The sequence below is a fragment of the Paraburkholderia sp. GAS199 genome (genome assembly GCF_050436585.1).
In the GTDB taxonomy this organism is placed as follows: Bacteria; Pseudomonadota; Gammaproteobacteria; order Burkholderiales; family Burkholderiaceae; genus Paraburkholderia.
Genome location: NZ_JBNDMM010000001.1, coordinates 1,274,379 through 1,291,824 on the forward strand (window position 1 = coordinate 1,274,379; position 17,446 = coordinate 1,291,824).

A 17,446-nucleotide genomic window follows, 5' to 3' on the forward strand; every position below is an offset into this window, starting at 1 on the left:
ATGGAGCAAATTCCGGTTCTCAAGCTCGGGGAGTTTCTGCTTGTTTCGATTCAGGTCGAACTGCATGACGAGCTGGTCCTGGGCTTGCAGGATGATCTGACGTCGCGGATTGAGCGCACCCGTGCGAAAGGTGTGCTGATCGATATTTCCGCGCTGGAAATCGTCGATTCGTTCATTGGCCGAACTCTGGGACATATAGCCGCGATGGCACGAGTAATGGACGCAACGACCGTGCTGGTCGGTATGCGTCCTGCCGTTGCGATCACCCTCGTTGAACTCGGCATGTCCCTCCACGGTATTCGTACTGCGCTTGACGTCGACAAAGGCATGGCCTTGCTGCGCAAATCGCTGGATGACGCGGGAGAGTCCCCATCATTTCCCTAAGCGAAGTCACTCTGGACATTCGCTCAGCCGATCAGGTCAACCTGGCTCGCAAGACGGTTCAGGATTGGGCAACACGGCTGGCGTTCGGCACGCTCGACAGAACCAAGTTCGTGACGGCGGCGAGTGAACTCGCACGCAATACGCTTGTGCATGGCGGCGGTGGAACGCTCACGATTTCTGAAATCGAGCGCGCGGGACGTATGGGTATCAAGCTCGTATTCGAAGATGCCGGACCGGGTATTCCGGATATCGAGCAGGCACTTCAGGATGGTTTCAGTACTGCGAAGAGCATGGGATTGGGACTGGGCGGTGCACGCCGGCTTGTGAACGAGTTCGACATCTCGTCGGCAGTGGGCGTGGGGACGAAAGTGAGCATTATTCAATGGAAACGACGCTAAGTCTGGCCGACAAGAGCGGCATTGCGGACGCGCGCAGACGTGCAATGCAGATGGCGCAAAGCCTGGGACTCGCTGAGCGGCTCCAGGCGGATGCGGCTTTGATTGTGACCGAGGTCGCGACCAACATCATCAAATATGCCGGTCATGGCGAGATCATTCTGAAAGGAAGCGACGAGGGCGGAGTAAGCAGTCTCGACGTCATCGCACTCGACCGCGGCCCCGGCATCGCCAATCTCGGCGCGGCCTGCTCGGACGGGTTTTCCACGGGGGGCAGCCTTGGAGCGGGGCTTGGCACCATCGCGCGTCATTCCACGCTGTTCGACATTTATTCGGTCGCCGGTGCGGGTACTGCGGTCATGGCGCGCATCGGCGAGGCGCCTGCGCCCAACCGCCCACCGTTTCTGATCGGCGCCAGGTCCACACCGAAACTCGGTCAGGACGTAAGCGGCGACGCCTGGGCCGTGCGCTTTGCCCCCGACATGCTCTGGGTAGCTTTGCTCGACGGCCTCGGCCACGGGCCGCTCGCGGCAGAAGCTTCACGCAAGGCAGTCAACATTTTCATGGATGCCAATTCTGGCATCACGCCCGCCGACCTTCTGCGGAACGTTCACCTGGGCATCAAATCGACGCGCGGTGCCGTGATGGCGCTCGCGAAATTCGAGCCTGTGAACGCGACCCTTTCGTTTGCCGGCGTCGGCAATATCGTGAGCATTGTCAGCAGTGGCGATGGCACGCAGCACCTGCTCTCCACCGACGGGACCGTCGGCTACAACATGCGTGCGGTGCGCCCGACGCAAACCGCGTGGCAGCAAGGCAGCGTATTCATTGCCACGACCGACGGCGTATCGACGCGATGGAACCTGAACCGTCACCCCGGACTATTGAGCCGGCATCCGAGCCTGATAGCCAGCGTGTTGCATCGTGACTTCGCGCGCGATGCGGACGACGCTACGATCGTAGTCGTAAAGGCGCTTTGATATGCGACATCGAATTCTCGCGACGCCGGTCAGCTCCAACCTCAGTCTCGTTGCGGTGCGCGACCGTTCGCGTCAGATCGGCGAGCTGTTCGGGCTCGACAACCTGCAACGCACGCGATTCATCACTGCCGTCTCCGAAATCGCGCGCAATGCAGTGCAATTCGCGGGCGGCGGCATCCTGACTTTTTTCGTTGGTGACGCCACCGATTCGGCCGACACGCAGTGTGTCGTCGCCCAGATCAGCGATAAAGGTCCGGGTATCGCCAATCTGGATGCGGTGATGCTTGAGGCGATTCACAGGCCGGGCGAGCAGGGTGTGGGCATATCGGGCAGCCGAAGGATGGCGGATGGCTTTTTCATCCAGTCGCAAGCAGGCGGGGGCACCACGGTCACCCTGGAAATGTTCCTACCGCGCGGAACACCACGGCTTACAGTGCGCGAGCTTGGCAACCTGGTTGAACAGCTCACACGACGCAAGCCACAGAGCCCCGTAGAGGAGCTTGAAAAGCAGAACCGGGAGATGCTGCTCGCGCTTGAGGAACTACGCCGCAAGCGTTCCGAACTCGAAGATGCGGATGTGCGCAAAAACGAATTTCTCGCGATGCTGGCGCATGAACTGCGCAATCCGCTGGCGGCGATTTCTCTTGCACTCGAACTGGAAGCGCGGACCGCTGAGGGTCGTCCGGAGAAGACGTTGGCCGTGATCGGACGCCAGACCGCGCAACTGTCGCGGATGGTTGAAGATCTGCTCGACGTGTCGCGGCTCACGCGCGGCAAGGTTGAGCTGCACACTGAAGTCGTACGCGTGGATACGCTGATCGATGGCGGCGTCGAAATGGCCGCTGCCGAGATCCGGCGTCGTGGGCATAAAGTGAAAATCTCGTATCCGGCTGAGCCGGTTTTAGTTCGCGTCGACGTCGCCCGGTTCAAGCAGGTCTTCAACAATATCGTTCACAACGCGGCACGCTACACGTCACAGCCGGACACGATCGACATCTCGGTGACGAGCACGGCAAACGAGGTAAGCGTCGCGATCACGGATCGCGGTGTCGGAATCGATCCTGCGATGCTGCCGCGTGTGTTCGATCTGTTTGCCCAGGCCGGTGCCGGTATCGGCAGGCAGGATGCGGGACTAGGTATCGGACTTACTGTAGTTCTGCGGCTCGTACAGGATCACGGCGGGGCGGTGCGGGCTTATAGCGAGGGTGTCGGTAAAGGAACGCGGATAGTGGTGACGCTGCCCGTCGTGCACGAGGAACTGGCGCTCAGCGAGCCGGAGCTGATTGTCGACACTATCGTACCCGGCGCGGGACACAGGATTCTGCTGGTAGACGACAATCGCGACTCTGCCGATGCACTTGCCGACTTGCTGGGCATGTATGGTCATGAGTGCCGTGTTGCCTACGATGGCCGCTCGGCTATCGACATAGCGGAAGCTTTCGCGCCGACAATTGGCGTTGTCGATCTTGGCTTACCCGATATGCCTGGCTTCGACGTGGCGAAAGCGCTGCTTGCCCGGCATGGAGCCGTGCAACTCACCCTGGTGGCGTTAAGCGGATACTCTGCGGCGTCGTACCAGATTGAAGCTCATGCAGCGGGATTTACCCGCTTCTTCGTGAAGCCGGTCGCCATCGAGGAACTGGTCGAATACCTGGCGTCGAGATAACCGGCCCGAGCAGCGAACGTCCACACGAACGCGCGCCGTGGCGCGTCAGTTGGGGGTGGTCCTGCTGTCTGCCCGGCACGCCTCATCGGGCTGGAGTGCTGACGTGGATCTGTTCACACATTTGGCAGGCCTCAGAGGCACATGGTTGACCGTCCCTAAGCGAAGGTACAGCCGCTGCGCAAGTTCCGGCACCAGCGGCGGCAGACGCAGGGAACGGCAGATTGCCGCCATATTGTCACGGTAGCCAAGGACCTGAACGGCAACGGAAATCTGGGTGTTGATTTTCACGGAGTCTTAACCCACCGTTGATGCCACCTGGACGCTCGTCAGTTGCCAGGTCACGGCCGATCCGGTCGTCGATCTAACAGGTGGCTAGCAAGGGCGGCTTCTGGTCGCCGCTGCGGGAGGATTTTATTGTGACTTGCGTGGTTGCTGGTTTAATCGGCGCATCGAGCCACCAGGCCGGTCACCGCGGATGAGGCTGTAGCCGCCGGTGTGAAAGGCTAGACCGCCGCGTTTTGATCTGGACGTATTGTCCCGACATCCGGGCTGATCGCCTACTCCGACGTGTCGGTCAAATCAGGCCTGAGTTCCGCCTCAATCTGGTCGATGGACGGTAGACCGCCATTAAGCGGCTCAGGCACATGCCGCAGAAGCTGATATTCAGCGACGCCATCGGCTTGTTTACACCGCGTAATGCATATTCGGCTAACAGCCGGTTCTTTTCCTTGCAAAGTAACAGGCCAATGGTCGGCTGGTCCTCGGGCGCCTTGACCTGCGCATCGATCGCAGACAGGTAGAAATTGAGTTGGCCTGCATACTCAGGCTTGAACGGCGTCGTTTTCAGTTCAACGACGATGTAGCAACGCAGCTTGAGATGGAAAAAAAGCAGGTCGACGAAAAACTCGTCGCCGCCAACCTCCAGTCGGTACTGGCGTGCAACAAACGCAAAGCCGGCGCCGAGTTCGAGGAGAAAGCGCGTGATGTGTTGGGTAAGCGCGCGCTCGATGTCTCGTTCCTGAGCGTCCTCCGCGAGGCCGAGAAAATCGAAGATGTAGGGATCCTTAAGCGCTTCGCGTGCCAGATCTGACTGCAGTGGCGGCAACCGCTGCGCGAAATTCGTCACGGCATTTCCGGTACGTGCATGGGCGGCCGTCTCAATCTGCATGGTCAGCACACTGCGCGACCAGCCGTGCTCAAGCGACTTTTCGGCATACCAGAGCCGCTGGGCGCCATCGTCGAGCTTGTCAAGCAGGGTCACGACGTGGGACCAAGGCAATTGTGCAACGGGCTGTTGCACAAATTCCGACTGCGGGAATGCCTGTGCCAGCGCGCGCATGTACTTAAGGTTACGGGGCGAGAAGCCCCGCATGTCGGGAAACGCTGCCTTCAGATCGCGCGCGAGCCGGTCGACGACGCCAGTTCCCCAGCCTTGACGCTGCTGCCTGTCGAGGATATCGCGGCCGATCTGCCAGTACAACGTGACGAGCTCGCGATTCGCGCTGGCCATGGCGCGCTGGCGGGCGCGCTCGACGCGCTCCTTGAGCTCGGCAAGCCAGTGGCGGTAATCCTCAGCCCATGCTGGAGAATTCATGTCCTTGGTCATGCGTTGGATCAGTTGGGTGCGAAAAAGGATCGCATTTGAACGAGGTTATCGTGCCGGCGCGGCTTTAACTAGCTCACGAGCCGTCGCGACGCCAAGTATACCATCGCACCCTGAATTTAAAGTTGATAACTTTACTTATGTCAAATTAGGCGCGCGACGTGCGAAGACGTTGTCGGATTGACGGGCGATAAGCGAAATCCGCTTCTCGAACAGAGTTTCCGCGGCTAAGGGCCACGTCGCCATCCTTTCTATAACATGCGTCACAGAACCGAGATGCGTTTGGCATAACAGTATGTACTAGTGGTCATCCTTGCGCGAAAAGCTCGGTGACGGCAGATGACCGCATCGTAGTCCCCCGCCCGGGAAGGTGCCCGGCATGACCATCCTTGAGTTGCTGGAGTCTGCGGCTTTATCTGGAAAATCGTTCAAGCGATTTATAATGTCCGACGGATAATCTAAGTTTTCCGAGGTCTTTATGGCGCCCAAGACATCTTCCGAGGAGTTGTTTCGATCTGCCAGAGCAGTTGACCATGGCTGTGTCGACGCCATCCGGGCGTGCGCCGCCATGATGGACGCAGCAGAGTCGATTGGCGCATACCCTGAGCTGTGCGCCATACGCGAGGCGATTGTGCGCCTGCACCTCGTTGCCTCAGGAGTACTCAAAGAGACGAGCGGTACGCGTCAAATCTGATGGAAAGCCCATCGAGTGGCAGCGCAGCAAAGGGCGACGAGGTTCGCGCTGAGCTACTATGCTATCTCGTCGCAGCGCAACTCCTTGCGCGTGCCCGCACGCGCCATTGGCTACGGACCGATCACCTTGTCGAATCGATCCGAATCTGGACAACTGCGCGCCGCGATTTTTGCTCCGTATTCGAACGGATAAGTATCGGCCATATGTCTGTGAGAGTCGCCGAAAGCGTTCTGCCCACACCCGGATTACAGGATCTACGCATTCTATCGAGCATGTTTACCCGTGCCTGGCAAATAGACCTGCAATCTCCCATTGCCAAAAGTCTGCTGAGTATATGTGCCTGCAAACTGGTAGCGCATGACCTAAGCCGGCCGGGCGTTCAGAAGCGGCTCAGGCAGTTGGACCGTTACCTAGGCGTGCTACCGACACGGTATAGCCAAGGGATCGCGATTGAGCAGGCCGTGCGAGCGATCCGACGGGCGCAGGGCAAAAAAAATCCGGAAGACATCGCACCCGGCACCCCGGTCTGGGACGCCGTGATGGATGACTTTCTGTTGGATCTCTATCAGGCAAAGGCCAGCGGTCGTTCGGGTGGCCCTTAGTAAAGAAGTGCTGTTGGCCCCACTCACTCCGATATGAACACCGTCGCCGTTGGCAATGAACGGTTTAGCGAATGCGTCAGGGCGTGTCATGAGTCTTTGACAGAGGTGGACAAACGAGCCAGACAGGCCGAACGACCGGGATGCAATTGCGGCGGCAAACAAGACGCATCGCGATCTCGAGTTGCATCAATCGCATGAAAGAGAATTACCAATTAGATTGTACGAGCGGGATGCCGGCGAGTGCGAGGCTTCGGCCATTTCAACGGAGAAAGCACTGAGGGCGCCAGTTCCGCCTGAATGTGAGGGGAATACGAGATTTCCTGCAGGTGCCTCTCCCGATTTGCGAGTAAAGCACATAGGTCGGCGGCAGACAACGCCACCAGAGGCCACCTCCCCAAGCCCCTGGAATGCCGCGCCTGAAAGTAGTTGCCGTCCGTATGCAGGAAGCGTCGAGATCGCGGCGGTCGTCACAGCGTCGGCCGCCCCGCGCCTTCGCCTGCTGGTACAGCCGTTGCTCGCTCCTTGGGGCCGATGCAGCATCAGGTTGCACGCCTGATGCGCAGGTTGGCCACCACTCAGGAGAGTCAAATGAGAGCACTTCGCTGGCATGGAAAGCACGATATTCGATGCGACACGGTCCCCGATCCAGTTATCGAAGAAGGCCGCGACGCGATCATCAAGGTATCAACCTGCGCAATCTGCGGATCAGACCTGCATCTCTTCGACGGATTCATGCCGACCATGGAAAGCGGCGATATTATGGGTCACGAATTTATGGGTGAAGTGGTCGAGGTCGGCAAGGAAAATACCAAGCTTAAAGTGGGCGACCGTGTCGTGGTGCCCTTTACAATTTTTTGCGGCGAATGCGAGCAATGCAAGCGCGGCAATTTCTCCGTATGCGAACGCAGCAACCGAAACCGGGAAAAAGCCGACAAGGTTTTTGGTCACACGACCGCCGGGCTATTCGGTTATTCGCACCTAACCGGCGGATATCCCGGCGGACAGGCCGAATATGTCCGCGTGCCGATGGCCGACAGCACCCACGTAAAGATCCCCGATGGACTTACCGACGAGCAGGTCCTTTTTCTCGGCGACATCTTTCCGACGGGCTGGCAAGCCGCAGTAAATTGTGACATCGAGCCATCCGATACGGTCGCGATCTGGGGAGCGGGCCCAGTAGGCCAGATGGCAATCCGCAGCGCCGTGCTGCTGGGGGCCAAACAGGTTGTGGTTATTGACCGTGTTCCGGAGCGGCTCGCCATGGCGCGGGCTGGTGGCGCAATCACGATCAACTTCGACGACGAAAGTGTGCTGGACCGCCTCAAGGAGCTAACTAACGGAAAGGGGCCGGAAAAATGCATCGATGCCGTCGGCATGGAGTCGCACGCAACACGCTCTTTCGATGCGGTGTACGACCGCGTAAAACAGGCGGTGATGCTTGAGACCGACCGTCCCCATGTGCTTCGCGAAATGATCTACGTCTGCCGCCCGGCCGGGACCCTGTCGGTGCCGGGGGTCTATGGCGGTCTAATTGACAAGATCCCGTTTGGCGCGTCGATGAATAAGGGGCTCACCTGGAAAATGGGCCAGACCCATGTCAATCGATGGACTGACGATCTGCTGAAGCGGATCGAGGAAGGTCAGATCGATCCGTCCTTCGTAATTACCCATACGGTGTCACTGGAAGATGGACCTCGCATGTACAAGACTTTTCGCGACAAAGAAGACGGCTGCATTAAAGTCGTGCTGAAACCTTGACGCAGCTCCCGAGCGTTGAATGTCGAGGCCTCCGCTGCGCCGCACGTTAGATAAGCGACGGGAAACGCGTCAGGGCTGCAAAGTCATTGGCGCTTGCCCGGGTAATCGCATGTGGGCACCGGCTGCATTTTTCCATTCAAGGTAAGAAGAGCCTTAAAAACCGTTCCAGTCAGGTTTCAGGGGGAGCTGTGCACATCGACTCCCCCCTTTTACCAACTTGCGACTAGCCTGCGGCCACTTCAATGCGTCGCGGCCGAGCCTCTTCGCGGCGTGGGATCAGCAGCCTTAATACACCATCCTTAAGGTTCGCCTCAATCTTCGCCGTATCGAACTCTGGTCCGAGTGTGAATGAACGCGCAAAATCCGGCGCGCGAACCTCAGCATGCAACAGTCGAAGTCCCTCCCGGGTCGGGACGCTCGCAGAGGCCTCGATGCGCAGGTTGCCATCCAGCACCCTGATTTCCAGGCGATCCCGCGTCACGCCCGGCAGATCGGCCCATAGCGTCACGCCGCGCGTGTCCTCAATAACGTCCACGGCCGGACTAACTGCGAGGCGCTTTTCGGCCCGCGCCGTCTCTGTGCGGTTCGCCGCCCCTAATTTGGTTTGCGTAAGTTGAGTCGTGTCGCTCATGATCAGCTCTCCGTTAATCTCTGTCACTGGACAGTGATAGCCCGAGGTTTCGAGGACTCCCGCTTGCCAACCGTAATGCTCAGGCAGCCATTAAGGTAACGGGCCTCGACGCGATCAGGATCCGCATGCTCGGGAAGCTCGATTACCCGACGGAACTGGCCACTGAATCGTTCCCGCGCATAGTGTCGCGACGCCTCACCGGCCTCGCGAGCGTCGGCTAGCCGTTCACCGGCAATGGTCAACAGCCCCTTGTCGATGGACACGTCCAGTTGCGCCGGGTCGACGCCTGGTGCAAAGGCGACGATCTCGATGGTGTCATCCGTCGTCCCTATATTGACCTGCGGGAAGGCCGACAAACGGTCGGTCCGGATGCTGGATGGATTTCCGCTGAACAGCGCCGCCATCTGCTGATGCAGACGATCGAGCTGACTGAACAGATCGGTCGTGAAGTAGAGATCACTCATGGTCGTTTCCTCGAAAAAGCGCGATGGAGGAGACGGACAGGCTATGCGCTCCATCCGTCAATCCACTGCGGACAACAAATCGAAACACGCAATGCGCGGCGATCGACTCGCGCAGCTGCCGGAGCGAAATGAAAAATAGACGTTGCCACAGGAATTTCAAGGGTGCCGCGAAAAAATTTTTGCGTCTTGAAAGATGCGGGTTTCGACCTTACTCTCCGCGTCAATCTGTTTGCGGGAGATAACAATGGACTTCGACTCAGACTGGATGACGCTTGGCAGACATCGGGTGCGTCTGCGCTCGCCGAGAGGTTTTCCGACCGAGCGCATGCGCATGGGACTAGACGTAATGCGTCTTGCCATCGAGAACAATATGAGCGCCCGGGCGCGCCTCGTGGACGTGGCGGTACGCGAAGAGAAAACGTACGAGCTTTCGGTCGGCACAACCTTCGCGGATGACCGGCTATGCGCGTCGCAACTTGAGGCGGCGATCGCGGTCGTGCTCGGGTTGCTGCCAAGGCAGGTGCGCATCATCGTGACGGTGGTCACGCAGGACGAAGTCGATCTTCACTTCGGCGCCTACGAGAGAATGCTGGCCGAGAAAATCGCCGGTCTGCCACCTCTCGAACGCCAAACGTCGCCTTCATGAGCGGGAGCAGGTGATCGGTGCGACCGGATTCGGCAGCCAGTGCAGAACGGACGGGCCGCACCTCAACTCTTCCCGACGATTTTCGAGCGCCAGTTCTGATGTGCGGTCCCTCGACAAAGTCTGGCCGGCTTCGAACGTCGCGCCCTTACCTGAGCGACGGCGCCTACCGCAAGGCGTTGACAGTCAACGACGGTCGCATTTGCAGTAGGGTTCACTGTTAATTCAAGGACCCGCTCTGGATCATCTGCTGATGGAGACGATTGATAGTCTCCACGGCATCGTTACCCCGCCCCATGCCGGAGACTAGAATCTCGGAGGTGCGAGTGAACCGATGAGCAATCCGGAGCTTATAGGACTTGAATAACCAGCTTCCCATAGACTGATAGAACACTGCACCCTCGATGTCACGCCACTTCACGCCACGGATCCCCTTGTTCCAAGGCAAAACACCCGAATGAAGCCACACTCCCGCATCATCACAATACAGTTCGACATTGCGGATCTCCAAAATGCGGTAGCCGCTAATGCCGGTGATAGCAACCAGTAAAATGATCCCTGCAAGAGCCGACCAGCCAAAAACTGCCGAACTGATTCGCAACCCAACGAAAGCGAACAGGACAACGCTCACGTATGCGGTCCATGATTTTCTTGCGAGCGTTCGCGGTCCTGCTTCGATTATTTGCATTCCTGCCTGATCCATAGGTTTTCCTCGATTGTCGGTTTGTCGGGACGTCGTTGACGACGTCACGTCGCCTCTCTTATCGGCGTTTTCCGACGGAAATTGAGGGGGAGAATTCTATGTGTCGCAACGGTTCGTTCCGCCCCTGCTGGCGAAACCTCTCTGAGAGACCGCTCCTGCGGGCATTGCGTAGCGTCCGCAGAGGCACCGACCCGGTCACCCGCGTTGTGCGTCTCGCGGACCGCCGTTATCTGATGCGACCCGGCCGAAGACCAAAATTTGCACGCCAAACTGGGCGCCGGACCTATGCGCGACGCGGAATGAGACACCGACAACATTTTTGAGCAGGCTCGAATATTGCTACGGCCGAGTTGATGGGCCGCAGATTGCCGGCGTTCTGTGAAGTGACATCGCACGCCATTTACTTCTCTCTGGAGGACTTATGGAAGTTCCGCGAAACAGGCAGCCGACCGACCGCCTGGATTCCGTCCCCGACGCCTCTAGCCCGGCGTTTGCGTCGCGGCATCCGGTTACCATGGCGTTTGACAAGTTTGCCGCTGCGGTCACCCGCTGGGCCGGGTCACCCATCGCTTTCGGTGCTGCGGTTATGTCCGTTCTTGCGTGGCTCGTCTGCGGGCCGCTTTTTGCCTTCTCGGAGAACTGGCAACTGGTCATTAACACGGGCACGACGATCATTACTTTTCTCATGGTTTTTCTCATCCAGCAAAGCCAGAACAAGGATAGTGTCGCCTTGCACCTGAAACTGAACGAATTGCTTGCGTCGAACCGTGCGGCGAGCAACCAGTTGATCGGGATCGAAGACGCGTCTGAGGACGACCTGCGCCGCATCGCAGCGGCATACCTCAGGCTCGTGAAAGAGGCCGGCCAAACGAGCCTGTCCAGAACTGCTGCCGGGTGGCTCAGGCAGCCTGGAGCATTGTACTGCCGCTCCGCTGGGGGCATCCTCAGGCAAGGACGTGCCCTCTCCTTCCCAACGCGAGGCCTGCAATCTTGCGAATACCACGAATGTCACCGGAGCTTCGTCGGTTGCCTCGATCGACCTGCCGAAGACGAGCCCGCGAACCCCATCCGGTATGCGACCGGGGTGGGCGTTGCCGGTACAAGCACTCCATTAGCAAAGACGCGTGCGCCGATCGGTCCTCGTCCCGACCGGCGCGTGAGTGACCGTTCAATTCGCACGGGCGGGTTTGAAATAGTGAGATGCTGTCGGTCGGCTAAATTGACCGCTTTCGTGGCGTGAAGAGTGGAGCGTGAGGCTCTGAGACACTCGCTATTGCGTGTTTGAATATCACAAGTACGCCGTGCGGCGACTGCAGAAAAATGGTGTAGCGGTCCGAAAAAACGATCTTACCCGTCAGCCGTATGCCACTGATCAAAAAGATCCACACAAGTCGTCCGCCGGCTCGGCGCAGAAACTGGGTCTGGGTGTCGGTATCGGTGTCGGGTGGAACTTCGGACATACGGATCAACCTTGCATGACAGTCGAACGAGCGGGCGCGTATCGCGTTCGTCGCATGACGGCGGAATCTTACTCAACAGCAAGACTACCTATCTGAATTACCTTCCCGGAAGCTTAACCCTGCACATTATGTTCGGTCCCGAACATAACTCACCGGCCCCGCAACAAGGTGCGAGCAACACTCCGAGAACGCGAGAGCGCGACATCCATGCGGCGGGCCACCGTGCAGTTTCAATTTTCGAAGGGTCGGACCGGACACTCGGCTTGCATCAGGCCGGCGATGCTACGGGAGCCGAGGACGGATGCCCCCGGCCTGCCGCTCTTTCGACCGTCAGGAGTGCCGTACGCTCAACGCCACCCGGACACTGCCCCCGGCGAGACCGACGAAAATGATGAAAATGACGAGAGCGAAACGCGCATATGAATGCAGAGGGCCTCGCCCGATTGCATGAGTGATCGCCCTTACCGGCTTCACTTCTTCGACAATAGCGAATTTTCAAAACAGGCCAGCAATGCTGCCGGACCCGGATAGACTGCAACACATCCGCCCTCTCGCAGGCTATCCTCAGAAAAGCCCCCACACAGCACGCCGATCGTCCGGATACCCGCCCGACCTGCTGACTGGGCATCGTACGGCGTGTCACCGATGGCAAACGAGTTTGCTGCTTTCACTCCGAGCTTGTCGATAGCCACGGCGAATATGTCGGGTGCGGGTTTTGATCGGCTCGCATCGTCCGCCGAAGTGCGCTCGTCCACCAGGTCGGCGATGTCAGCACCCTTGAGGTAAGCCTCCAGCTCGGCAGGCTTCGCGGATGAGGCCACCCCCACCCAGATGCCAGCTCTCCGTAACCGCCGAAGCAGCTCGGGCACGCCGGAGAACGGGCGAACCATAGGAAGATATTCAGACCGGAACCGTGCGCCACGCCAGGCTTCCAGTTCTTCGCCGTGGTCGGCACGCTCTGCGGCAGTCAGAAACACGGGCAGCAGCTGGTCGCCGCCTTTGCCAATCTGGGACCGAGCCTGGTTGAACGTAACGTCATGCCCAAATCGGGCAAATGCTTCCTGCCACGCAAGCGCATGGAGGTCTACGGAATCGACAAGTGTTCCGTCGATATCAAATATGGCTGCGATGTCCATGATAGCCTCTGTAAGGTTGTCTACCGCCCGACCGATAAACCCCTGAAGGAATTGCGCATCGCCCGATTGTCGCGGGCAACGACTTTAACGAACCGTGCGAATCGCTCTGGCGACATCGGAAAGACGATACGGTTTATGGACGAATACAAACTCGGCAATTTCGCCGTGCTCGCGACGTAAAGTAGCGAGAGGATAGGCAGAAGTCAGCACGATCCGAAGCGACGGATAAAGTTTTTTTACCTCACGTGCAAACTGGACGCCATTCATACCTTCGGGCAGGACGATGTCGCTAAATACAATATCGATGTCGGCGCGCCCAGCGAGCAGCCGAAGCGCCTGTGTCGCGTCGCTGGCCGTTAGCACCTCATATCCGATGCTGCGAAACATTTCGGCCGCCGCCTGCAGAAGGTCAGGTTCATCTTCGACCAGCAGAAGCGTTTCACTTGAAAGTCCGGCGTGGTGATCAGTCGCATCAGCTGATTCCGTCATCACGAGCGGAAGATAAAGATCAATGGTGGTGCCCACATTTTCCTGACTGGCAATGGCTATCTCACCACCCGACTGGGTGATAAAGCCGTAGACCTGACTGAGTCCAAGGCCTGTACCCTTTCCCGGCTCCTTTGTGGTGAAGAATGGTTCCAGCGCACGGCCTGCAACCTCGGCGGGCATCCCTTGCCCATTATCACTGACCGACACACGCGCATACCGGCCTTCCTGCAGCGTGCCGATCGCTCCTTTGCCCAATTCAACGACTTCCGAGCGGATGCGGATCTGGCCGCCCGCCGGGAGGGCGTCCCGAGCGTTGACCACAAGGTTCAGAAGTGCTGCCTCAAAACGCGGCCCGTCGACCAGCACGTTCATCTCATCCTGGCCGAGTTGAAGTTCGATCGCTACGCTTCGGTCCACGGCCCGACGCAGCATCGGCTCAAAATCGCGGATAAGCGTGTTGACATCGTAACGCTCCTCCCGGAGCGGCTGCTGTCTGGCAAACGAGAGCAACTGTTGGGTGAGCGAAGCCCCCCTGTCCACCGCGCGTTGCATGCTCTGGATCATTTTCGCGTCGAGGTGCGTGCGCGACTGCGTCGAAAGCACCTGGAGCCCGTTTGATACCACGGCCAGGAGGTTGTCAAAGTCGTGTGCAATACCGCCGGTCAACTGTCCGATGGCCTCGAGCTTCTGCGACTGGAATAACGCGAGATTCGCCCGCTCCATTGCAGCGGCTGCCTCCTTGCGCTCGGTGATATCGCGCGTGATCTTTGCGAAGCCGACCAGGTGTCCGTCCGGGTCCCTGATGGCGTCAATCACCACGTGAGCCCAGAATCGCGCGCCATCCTTCCGGACGCGCCAACCTTCCGCCTCGAACTTTCCAATCGCGGCAGCGGTGGCGAGAGCGCGGTCTGCTACCCCGGCCAGGCGGTCCTCCTCCGTGTAGAAGATGGAAAAATGCTGGCCGATAATTTCTTTGGCAGAGTAACCCTTGAACCTTTGAGCGCCAGTGTTCCAGCTAACAACCACGCCAGCGGGGTTTAGCATATAGATTGCGTAATCCTTCACGCTTGTAACAAGCAGCTCAAAGCGTTGGGCGTCGCTCAGTCCGTGAGTCCTGTCTGATGGCTGGTTCATAAGATATTCGACAATAGAAAATGCGCGGTGCGGAAACAGACTTCCAGCCGTAACCGGAAAGCCTGCTTTCAAGCACGGGGCGTGCCGCTTGTTTTCCTCAGCCCGTGGCGGGCAATCGACGAACGATGAAGGACGGCCTACATTGTCCGCCAGCCTGACTGACGCCCAGATCAATCGCTGGAGTGCAGGCCATCTGGCCGGCCGTTCTTACCCGGGAGCATTTCAGGTAGACTTTTGTTTTCCGAGGGGCCGTCGCGAGCCTGACTGCCCATGCTTGGGCGGCAATCACACGCTCCCGTTCGTTCGCAATTCTCCATCATCATGGACTCAGGCAAAAATGGACAATACGCTTACGCGGCTAAAAAGCGAGGTTCCCGGCCTCGACGACATCTGCGGTGGCGGCCTGGTGGCAGGGTCGTCGTACATTTTTCAGGGGCGTCCCGGCGCGGGCAAAACAATCCTCGCGAACCAGATCGCCTTCGCACAGGCGCGCGAGCGGCGCAAGGTGCTGTACGTTACCCTTCTTGCCGAATCGCATGACCGGCTTTTCCAGTCCCTCTCCACACTCGACTTTTACGACGCCGCCCTCCTCGGGCATGAGATCACGTACATCAGCCTTTTCAAGACGCTCCGGGAGGAAGGCCTTCCTGCACTGGTCGCGACATTACGCGGCGAACTGGTGCGTCTTGGTGCCAGCATGCTGGTGCTGGACGGCCTTCTTAACGCCCGGGAGATCGGCCAGACCAACCTCGACGTCAAGACGTTTGTTGCCGAACTGCAAGGGCATGCGGCATTCACCGGGTGCACGGTCCTGTTCCTGACCAGCGCCAGAATCGATGACTCCAGCCCGGAACACACGATGGTCGACGGCGTCCTCCAGCTCGAGGAAGGCCTGTTTGCCTCCCGCACGGTGCGGCGGATCCGGGTGGCGAAATCGCGCGGTAGCAGTGCGCTTGGCGGTCCACATACCTACGAGATCAGCGGTCGCGGTATTGAGATCTTTCCCCGGCTGGAGGCTGCATTGGCCAGGCCATCCGGGTCAGACCGCATCAGCACCAATCGCCTTGGTACAGGTACAGCTGGACTCGATGCGAGGCTTCAGGGCGGGATTCCCGGAAGTTCGGTCACCGCTATAGTGGGTCCGGCGGGCAGCGGTAAAACTACCTTCGGCATTGGATTTCTCCGGCTCGCCTCCACCGCCCAGCCGGCGGTTCATTTCGGATTCTATGAGACGCCGGAACGACTCTGCGCCAAAGCGCGGGCGCTAGACATCGATCTGCCGGCGCTCGTGCGGTCGGGCGCGCTGACGCTCATCTGGCGACCGCTCACGGAAAACCTATTGGACAAACTTGCGTATGACCTGCTCAGGTCAGTGCGCGAGACGCGGGCGCAACGACTTTTCATTGACGGGCTGGCCGGGTTTGAACGCGCGTCGGTAGAACCGCACCGGATGGTCGAGTTTTTCGCCGCCCTGACCAATGAGCTCCGCTCCCTCGGCGTAACAACCGTCTGTACATGGGAGGTGAAGGAACTGTCGGGTCCATGGGTCACCAATCCATCACCGGAAATACTGAGTCAGATCGACAACGTGATCGGAATGCAACATGCGATGAGCGGTGGCGTGATCCGTCGCACGCTGTCGGTTCTCAAGGTGCGCGACAGTCTGTTTGACACGTCGGTTGCAGAAGTCGGAATCTCCGACTCGGGAACCGGGCTGCATGTGATCAGCACCGTCCCCGTAGAGGCGAACCGGAACGCAAATGGCCGTGACGCGGCGGACTGTTAGCCGGAGTCGCCCATGGCTTCACTGATTGTGGTCGATGACGAATCCCTCGTAACCGATTTTCTGTCCTTCCTGCTTGAGCGGGAAGGACACTCGGTTCACGCTGCTGCTCACGGGAAGGAGGCGTTAGAGCTGGTGGGCCGGGTGCGACCAGCGTTGATCATCACTGACCTCATGATGCCCATCATGTCTGGCCTGGAGCTTGCTCGGCAACTCAGGCTTGAGCATGAGGTACGCCCTGTTCCAATCATCCTTTGCAGCGGGGTACCGGACCCGGTAACGGCCGAGGATCGACATCTTTTTACCGCGATCCTTCGCAAACCTTACCCTCCCGCCATCCTCGTCAGTCTCGTAGCGCATCACGCCCGTTAGCGGGCACAGCAGTACCCGGTATGCGGGCCCTGCCTCGTTGCGGAAGCGTATTCGCCGCCTCCGGGCATGAACGATGCCTCGCAGCAGATGACCAGTTAGCCACAGACGATTTATGGGGCAGATACTACTAGTGGATGACGAACCCGAAATGCTCGAAGCGTGGAGTTTCGCGTTAGAGTATTCGGGCTTTATCGTCGAACGGGCGAGCGATGGCCGGGATGCGATCGCGTCGCTGCAGCGGCAGACTCCCGATCTCGTGATTACTGATCTCATGATGCCTGGCATGAACGGGGAGGAGCTATGTCGAGCGATCAGGAGCAATCCTGACTGGGCTGACCTGCCTGTAATCCTCCACAGTTCGGCGCGTGTGACCACCGCGAGCGCGCCAGGGCTTTGGGACGCGGTCATTCGGAAGCCCGCCCAGCTGGAGGTGCTTCTCCATACGATCGAAACCCTCAGGCGGAGATAACAATGGATGGTCACCTCTATCCGCCGGGAGCTGCTAACGCAACGTGCGCAAGAATATTGCGCTTCAGTCGGCGGTCGTCG

The 17,446-nt window shown here is 59.0% G+C and carries 15 protein-coding genes and 2 pseudogenes; 10 read left to right on the plus strand and 7 right to left on the minus strand.

Annotated features, from left to right (window positions below):
- Genes P3T18_RS05650 through P3T18_RS05665 form a run of 4 tightly spaced genes read left to right on the plus strand, consistent with a single transcriptional unit; the run spans window position 1 to window position 3,425 of the window.
- Window positions 1-384, plus strand: a complete 384-nt coding sequence (locus P3T18_RS05650) for an STAS domain-containing protein (protein ID WP_429298917.1) — start codon at window positions 1-3, stop codon at window positions 382-384.
- Window positions 372-782, plus strand: coding sequence for an anti-sigma regulatory factor (locus tag P3T18_RS05655; RefSeq protein ID WP_429299047.1), 411 nt, complete (start codon window positions 372-374; stop codon window positions 780-782). The genes P3T18_RS05650 and P3T18_RS05655 overlap by 13 nt, the downstream gene beginning before the upstream one ends.
- A complete protein-coding gene (locus tag P3T18_RS05660) occupies window positions 767-1,759 on the plus strand; it encodes an ATP-binding SpoIIE family protein phosphatase (RefSeq protein ID WP_429298918.1) in 993 nt (330 codons plus the stop codon). Before P3T18_RS05655 ends, P3T18_RS05660 begins: the two co-directional genes overlap by 16 nt.
- Before the next feature lies 1 nt (window position 1,760).
- Window positions 1,761-3,425 carry an ATP-binding response regulator gene (locus P3T18_RS05665; protein ID WP_429298919.1) on the plus strand — a complete coding sequence of 555 codons (1,665 nt, stop codon included), beginning with the start codon at window positions 1,761-1,763 and terminating at the stop codon, window positions 3,423-3,425.
- Between the two features lie 557 nt (window positions 3,426-3,982).
- On the opposite strand, the pseudogene P3T18_RS05670 reads toward P3T18_RS05665, so the two are convergent.
- A pseudogene (locus P3T18_RS05670) lies at window positions 3,983-5,019 on the minus strand (PDDEXK nuclease domain-containing protein).
- A 1,893-nt stretch (window positions 5,020-6,912) separates the two neighbouring features.
- On the opposite strand from P3T18_RS05670, the gene P3T18_RS05675 reads away from it, so the two are divergent.
- The gene (locus P3T18_RS05675; protein ID WP_429298920.1) at window positions 6,913-8,082 is read left to right on the plus strand and encodes a zinc-dependent alcohol dehydrogenase; all 1,170 of its coding nucleotides are present in this window, start codon (window positions 6,913-6,915) and stop codon (window positions 8,080-8,082) included.
- Window positions 8,083-8,305: 223 nt separating this feature from the next.
- Here P3T18_RS05675 and P3T18_RS05680 read toward each other — a convergent pair whose 3' ends face one another.
- Window positions 8,306-8,713: an Hsp20/alpha crystallin family protein gene (locus P3T18_RS05680; protein ID WP_429298921.1), complete on the minus strand. Its 408-nt coding sequence runs from the start codon at window positions 8,711-8,713 to the stop codon at window positions 8,306-8,308.
- A 23-nt stretch (window positions 8,714-8,736) separates the two neighbouring features.
- Window positions 8,737-9,177: an Hsp20/alpha crystallin family protein gene (locus tag P3T18_RS05685; RefSeq protein WP_429298922.1), complete on the minus strand. Its 441-nt coding sequence runs from the start codon at window positions 9,175-9,177 to the stop codon at window positions 8,737-8,739.
- A 244-nt stretch (window positions 9,178-9,421) separates the two neighbouring features.
- Between P3T18_RS05685 and P3T18_RS05690 the strand changes: the two genes are divergently transcribed.
- Entirely contained in the window at window positions 9,422-9,823 is a 402-nt protein-coding gene (locus tag P3T18_RS05690) for a hypothetical protein (RefSeq protein WP_429298923.1), read from the plus strand.
- Window positions 9,824-10,040: 217 nt separating this feature from the next.
- On the opposite strand, the gene P3T18_RS05695 is transcribed toward P3T18_RS05690, so the two are convergent.
- Complete coding sequence (locus P3T18_RS05695; RefSeq protein ID WP_429298924.1) at window positions 10,041-10,523, minus strand: hypothetical protein; 483 nt, start codon at window positions 10,521-10,523, stop codon at window positions 10,041-10,043.
- Window positions 10,524-10,944: 421 nt separating this feature from the next.
- Here P3T18_RS05695 and P3T18_RS05700 point away from each other — a divergent pair.
- Window positions 10,945-11,388: pseudogene (locus P3T18_RS05700) on the plus strand (low affinity iron permease family protein); the annotation flags it as partial.
- A 349-nt stretch (window positions 11,389-11,737) separates the two neighbouring features.
- On the opposite strand, the gene P3T18_RS05705 reads toward P3T18_RS05700, so the two are convergent.
- The 3 genes from P3T18_RS05705 to P3T18_RS05715 all read right to left on the minus strand — a co-directional run bounded on the left by P3T18_RS05705 (window position 11,738) and on the right by P3T18_RS05715 (window position 14,742).
- Window positions 11,738-11,983 (minus strand): RNA chaperone Hfq, encoded by a 246-nt coding sequence (locus P3T18_RS05705; protein WP_429298925.1) that lies wholly within the window; start codon window positions 11,981-11,983, stop codon window positions 11,738-11,740.
- A 470-nt stretch (window positions 11,984-12,453) separates the two neighbouring features.
- Window positions 12,454-13,119, minus strand: coding sequence for an HAD family hydrolase (locus tag P3T18_RS05710; RefSeq protein ID WP_429298926.1), 666 nt, complete (start codon window positions 13,117-13,119; stop codon window positions 12,454-12,456).
- Between the two features lie 84 nt (window positions 13,120-13,203).
- Window positions 13,204-14,742, minus strand: a complete 1,539-nt coding sequence (locus P3T18_RS05715) for a PAS domain S-box protein (RefSeq protein WP_429298927.1) — start codon at window positions 14,740-14,742, stop codon at window positions 13,204-13,206.
- 337 nt (window positions 14,743-15,079) lie between these two features.
- Between P3T18_RS05715 and P3T18_RS05720 the strand changes: the two genes are divergently transcribed.
- From P3T18_RS05720 to P3T18_RS05730, 3 genes are all read left to right on the plus strand, one after another.
- The gene (locus tag P3T18_RS05720; RefSeq protein WP_429298928.1) at window positions 15,080-16,528 is read left to right on the plus strand and encodes an RAD55 family ATPase; all 1,449 of its coding nucleotides are present in this window, start codon (window positions 15,080-15,082) and stop codon (window positions 16,526-16,528) included.
- A gap of 12 nt (window positions 16,529-16,540) precedes the next feature.
- A complete protein-coding gene (locus P3T18_RS05725) occupies window positions 16,541-16,897 on the plus strand; it encodes a response regulator (protein ID WP_429298929.1) in 357 nt (118 codons plus the stop codon).
- Window positions 16,898-17,027: 130 nt separating this feature from the next.
- Window positions 17,028-17,366: a response regulator gene (locus tag P3T18_RS05730; protein ID WP_429298930.1), complete on the plus strand. Its 339-nt coding sequence runs from the start codon at window positions 17,028-17,030 to the stop codon at window positions 17,364-17,366.
- The last annotated feature ends 80 nt before the right edge of the window (window positions 17,367-17,446 follow it).

Bases quoted from the DNA above. Each gene is read 5' to 3' on its own strand.
- P3T18_RS05650 (WP_429298917.1), top strand. From the start codon at position 1: ATGGAGCAAATTCCGGTTCTCAAGCTCGGGGAGTTTCTGCTTGTTTCG.
- P3T18_RS05660 (WP_429298918.1), top strand. From the start codon at position 767: ATGGAAACGACGCTAAGTCTGGCCGACAAGAGCGGCATTGCGGACGCG.
- P3T18_RS05665 (WP_429298919.1), top strand. From the start codon at position 1,761: ATGCGACATCGAATTCTCGCGACGCCGGTCAGCTCCAACCTCAGTCTC.
- P3T18_RS05675 (WP_429298920.1), top strand. From the start codon at position 6,913: ATGAGAGCACTTCGCTGGCATGGAAAGCACGATATTCGATGCGACACG.
- P3T18_RS05680 (WP_429298921.1), bottom strand. From the start codon at position 8,713: ATGAGCGACACGACTCAACTTACGCAAACCAAATTAGGGGCGGCGAAC.
- P3T18_RS05685 (WP_429298922.1), bottom strand. From the start codon at position 9,177: ATGAGTGATCTCTACTTCACGACCGATCTGTTCAGTCAGCTCGATCGT.
- P3T18_RS05690 (WP_429298923.1), top strand. From the start codon at position 9,422: ATGGACTTCGACTCAGACTGGATGACGCTTGGCAGACATCGGGTGCGT.
- P3T18_RS05695 (WP_429298924.1), bottom strand. From the start codon at position 10,523: ATGGATCAGGCAGGAATGCAAATAATCGAAGCAGGACCGCGAACGCTC.
- P3T18_RS05705 (WP_429298925.1), bottom strand. From the start codon at position 11,983: ATGTCCGAAGTTCCACCCGACACCGATACCGACACCCAGACCCAGTTT.
- P3T18_RS05710 (WP_429298926.1), bottom strand. From the start codon at position 13,119: ATGGACATCGCAGCCATATTTGATATCGACGGAACACTTGTCGATTCC.
- P3T18_RS05715 (WP_429298927.1), bottom strand. From the start codon at position 14,742: ATGAACCAGCCATCAGACAGGACTCACGGACTGAGCGACGCCCAACGC.
- P3T18_RS05720 (WP_429298928.1), top strand. From the start codon at position 15,080: ATGGACAATACGCTTACGCGGCTAAAAAGCGAGGTTCCCGGCCTCGAC.
- P3T18_RS05725 (WP_429298929.1), top strand. From the start codon at position 16,541: ATGGCTTCACTGATTGTGGTCGATGACGAATCCCTCGTAACCGATTTT.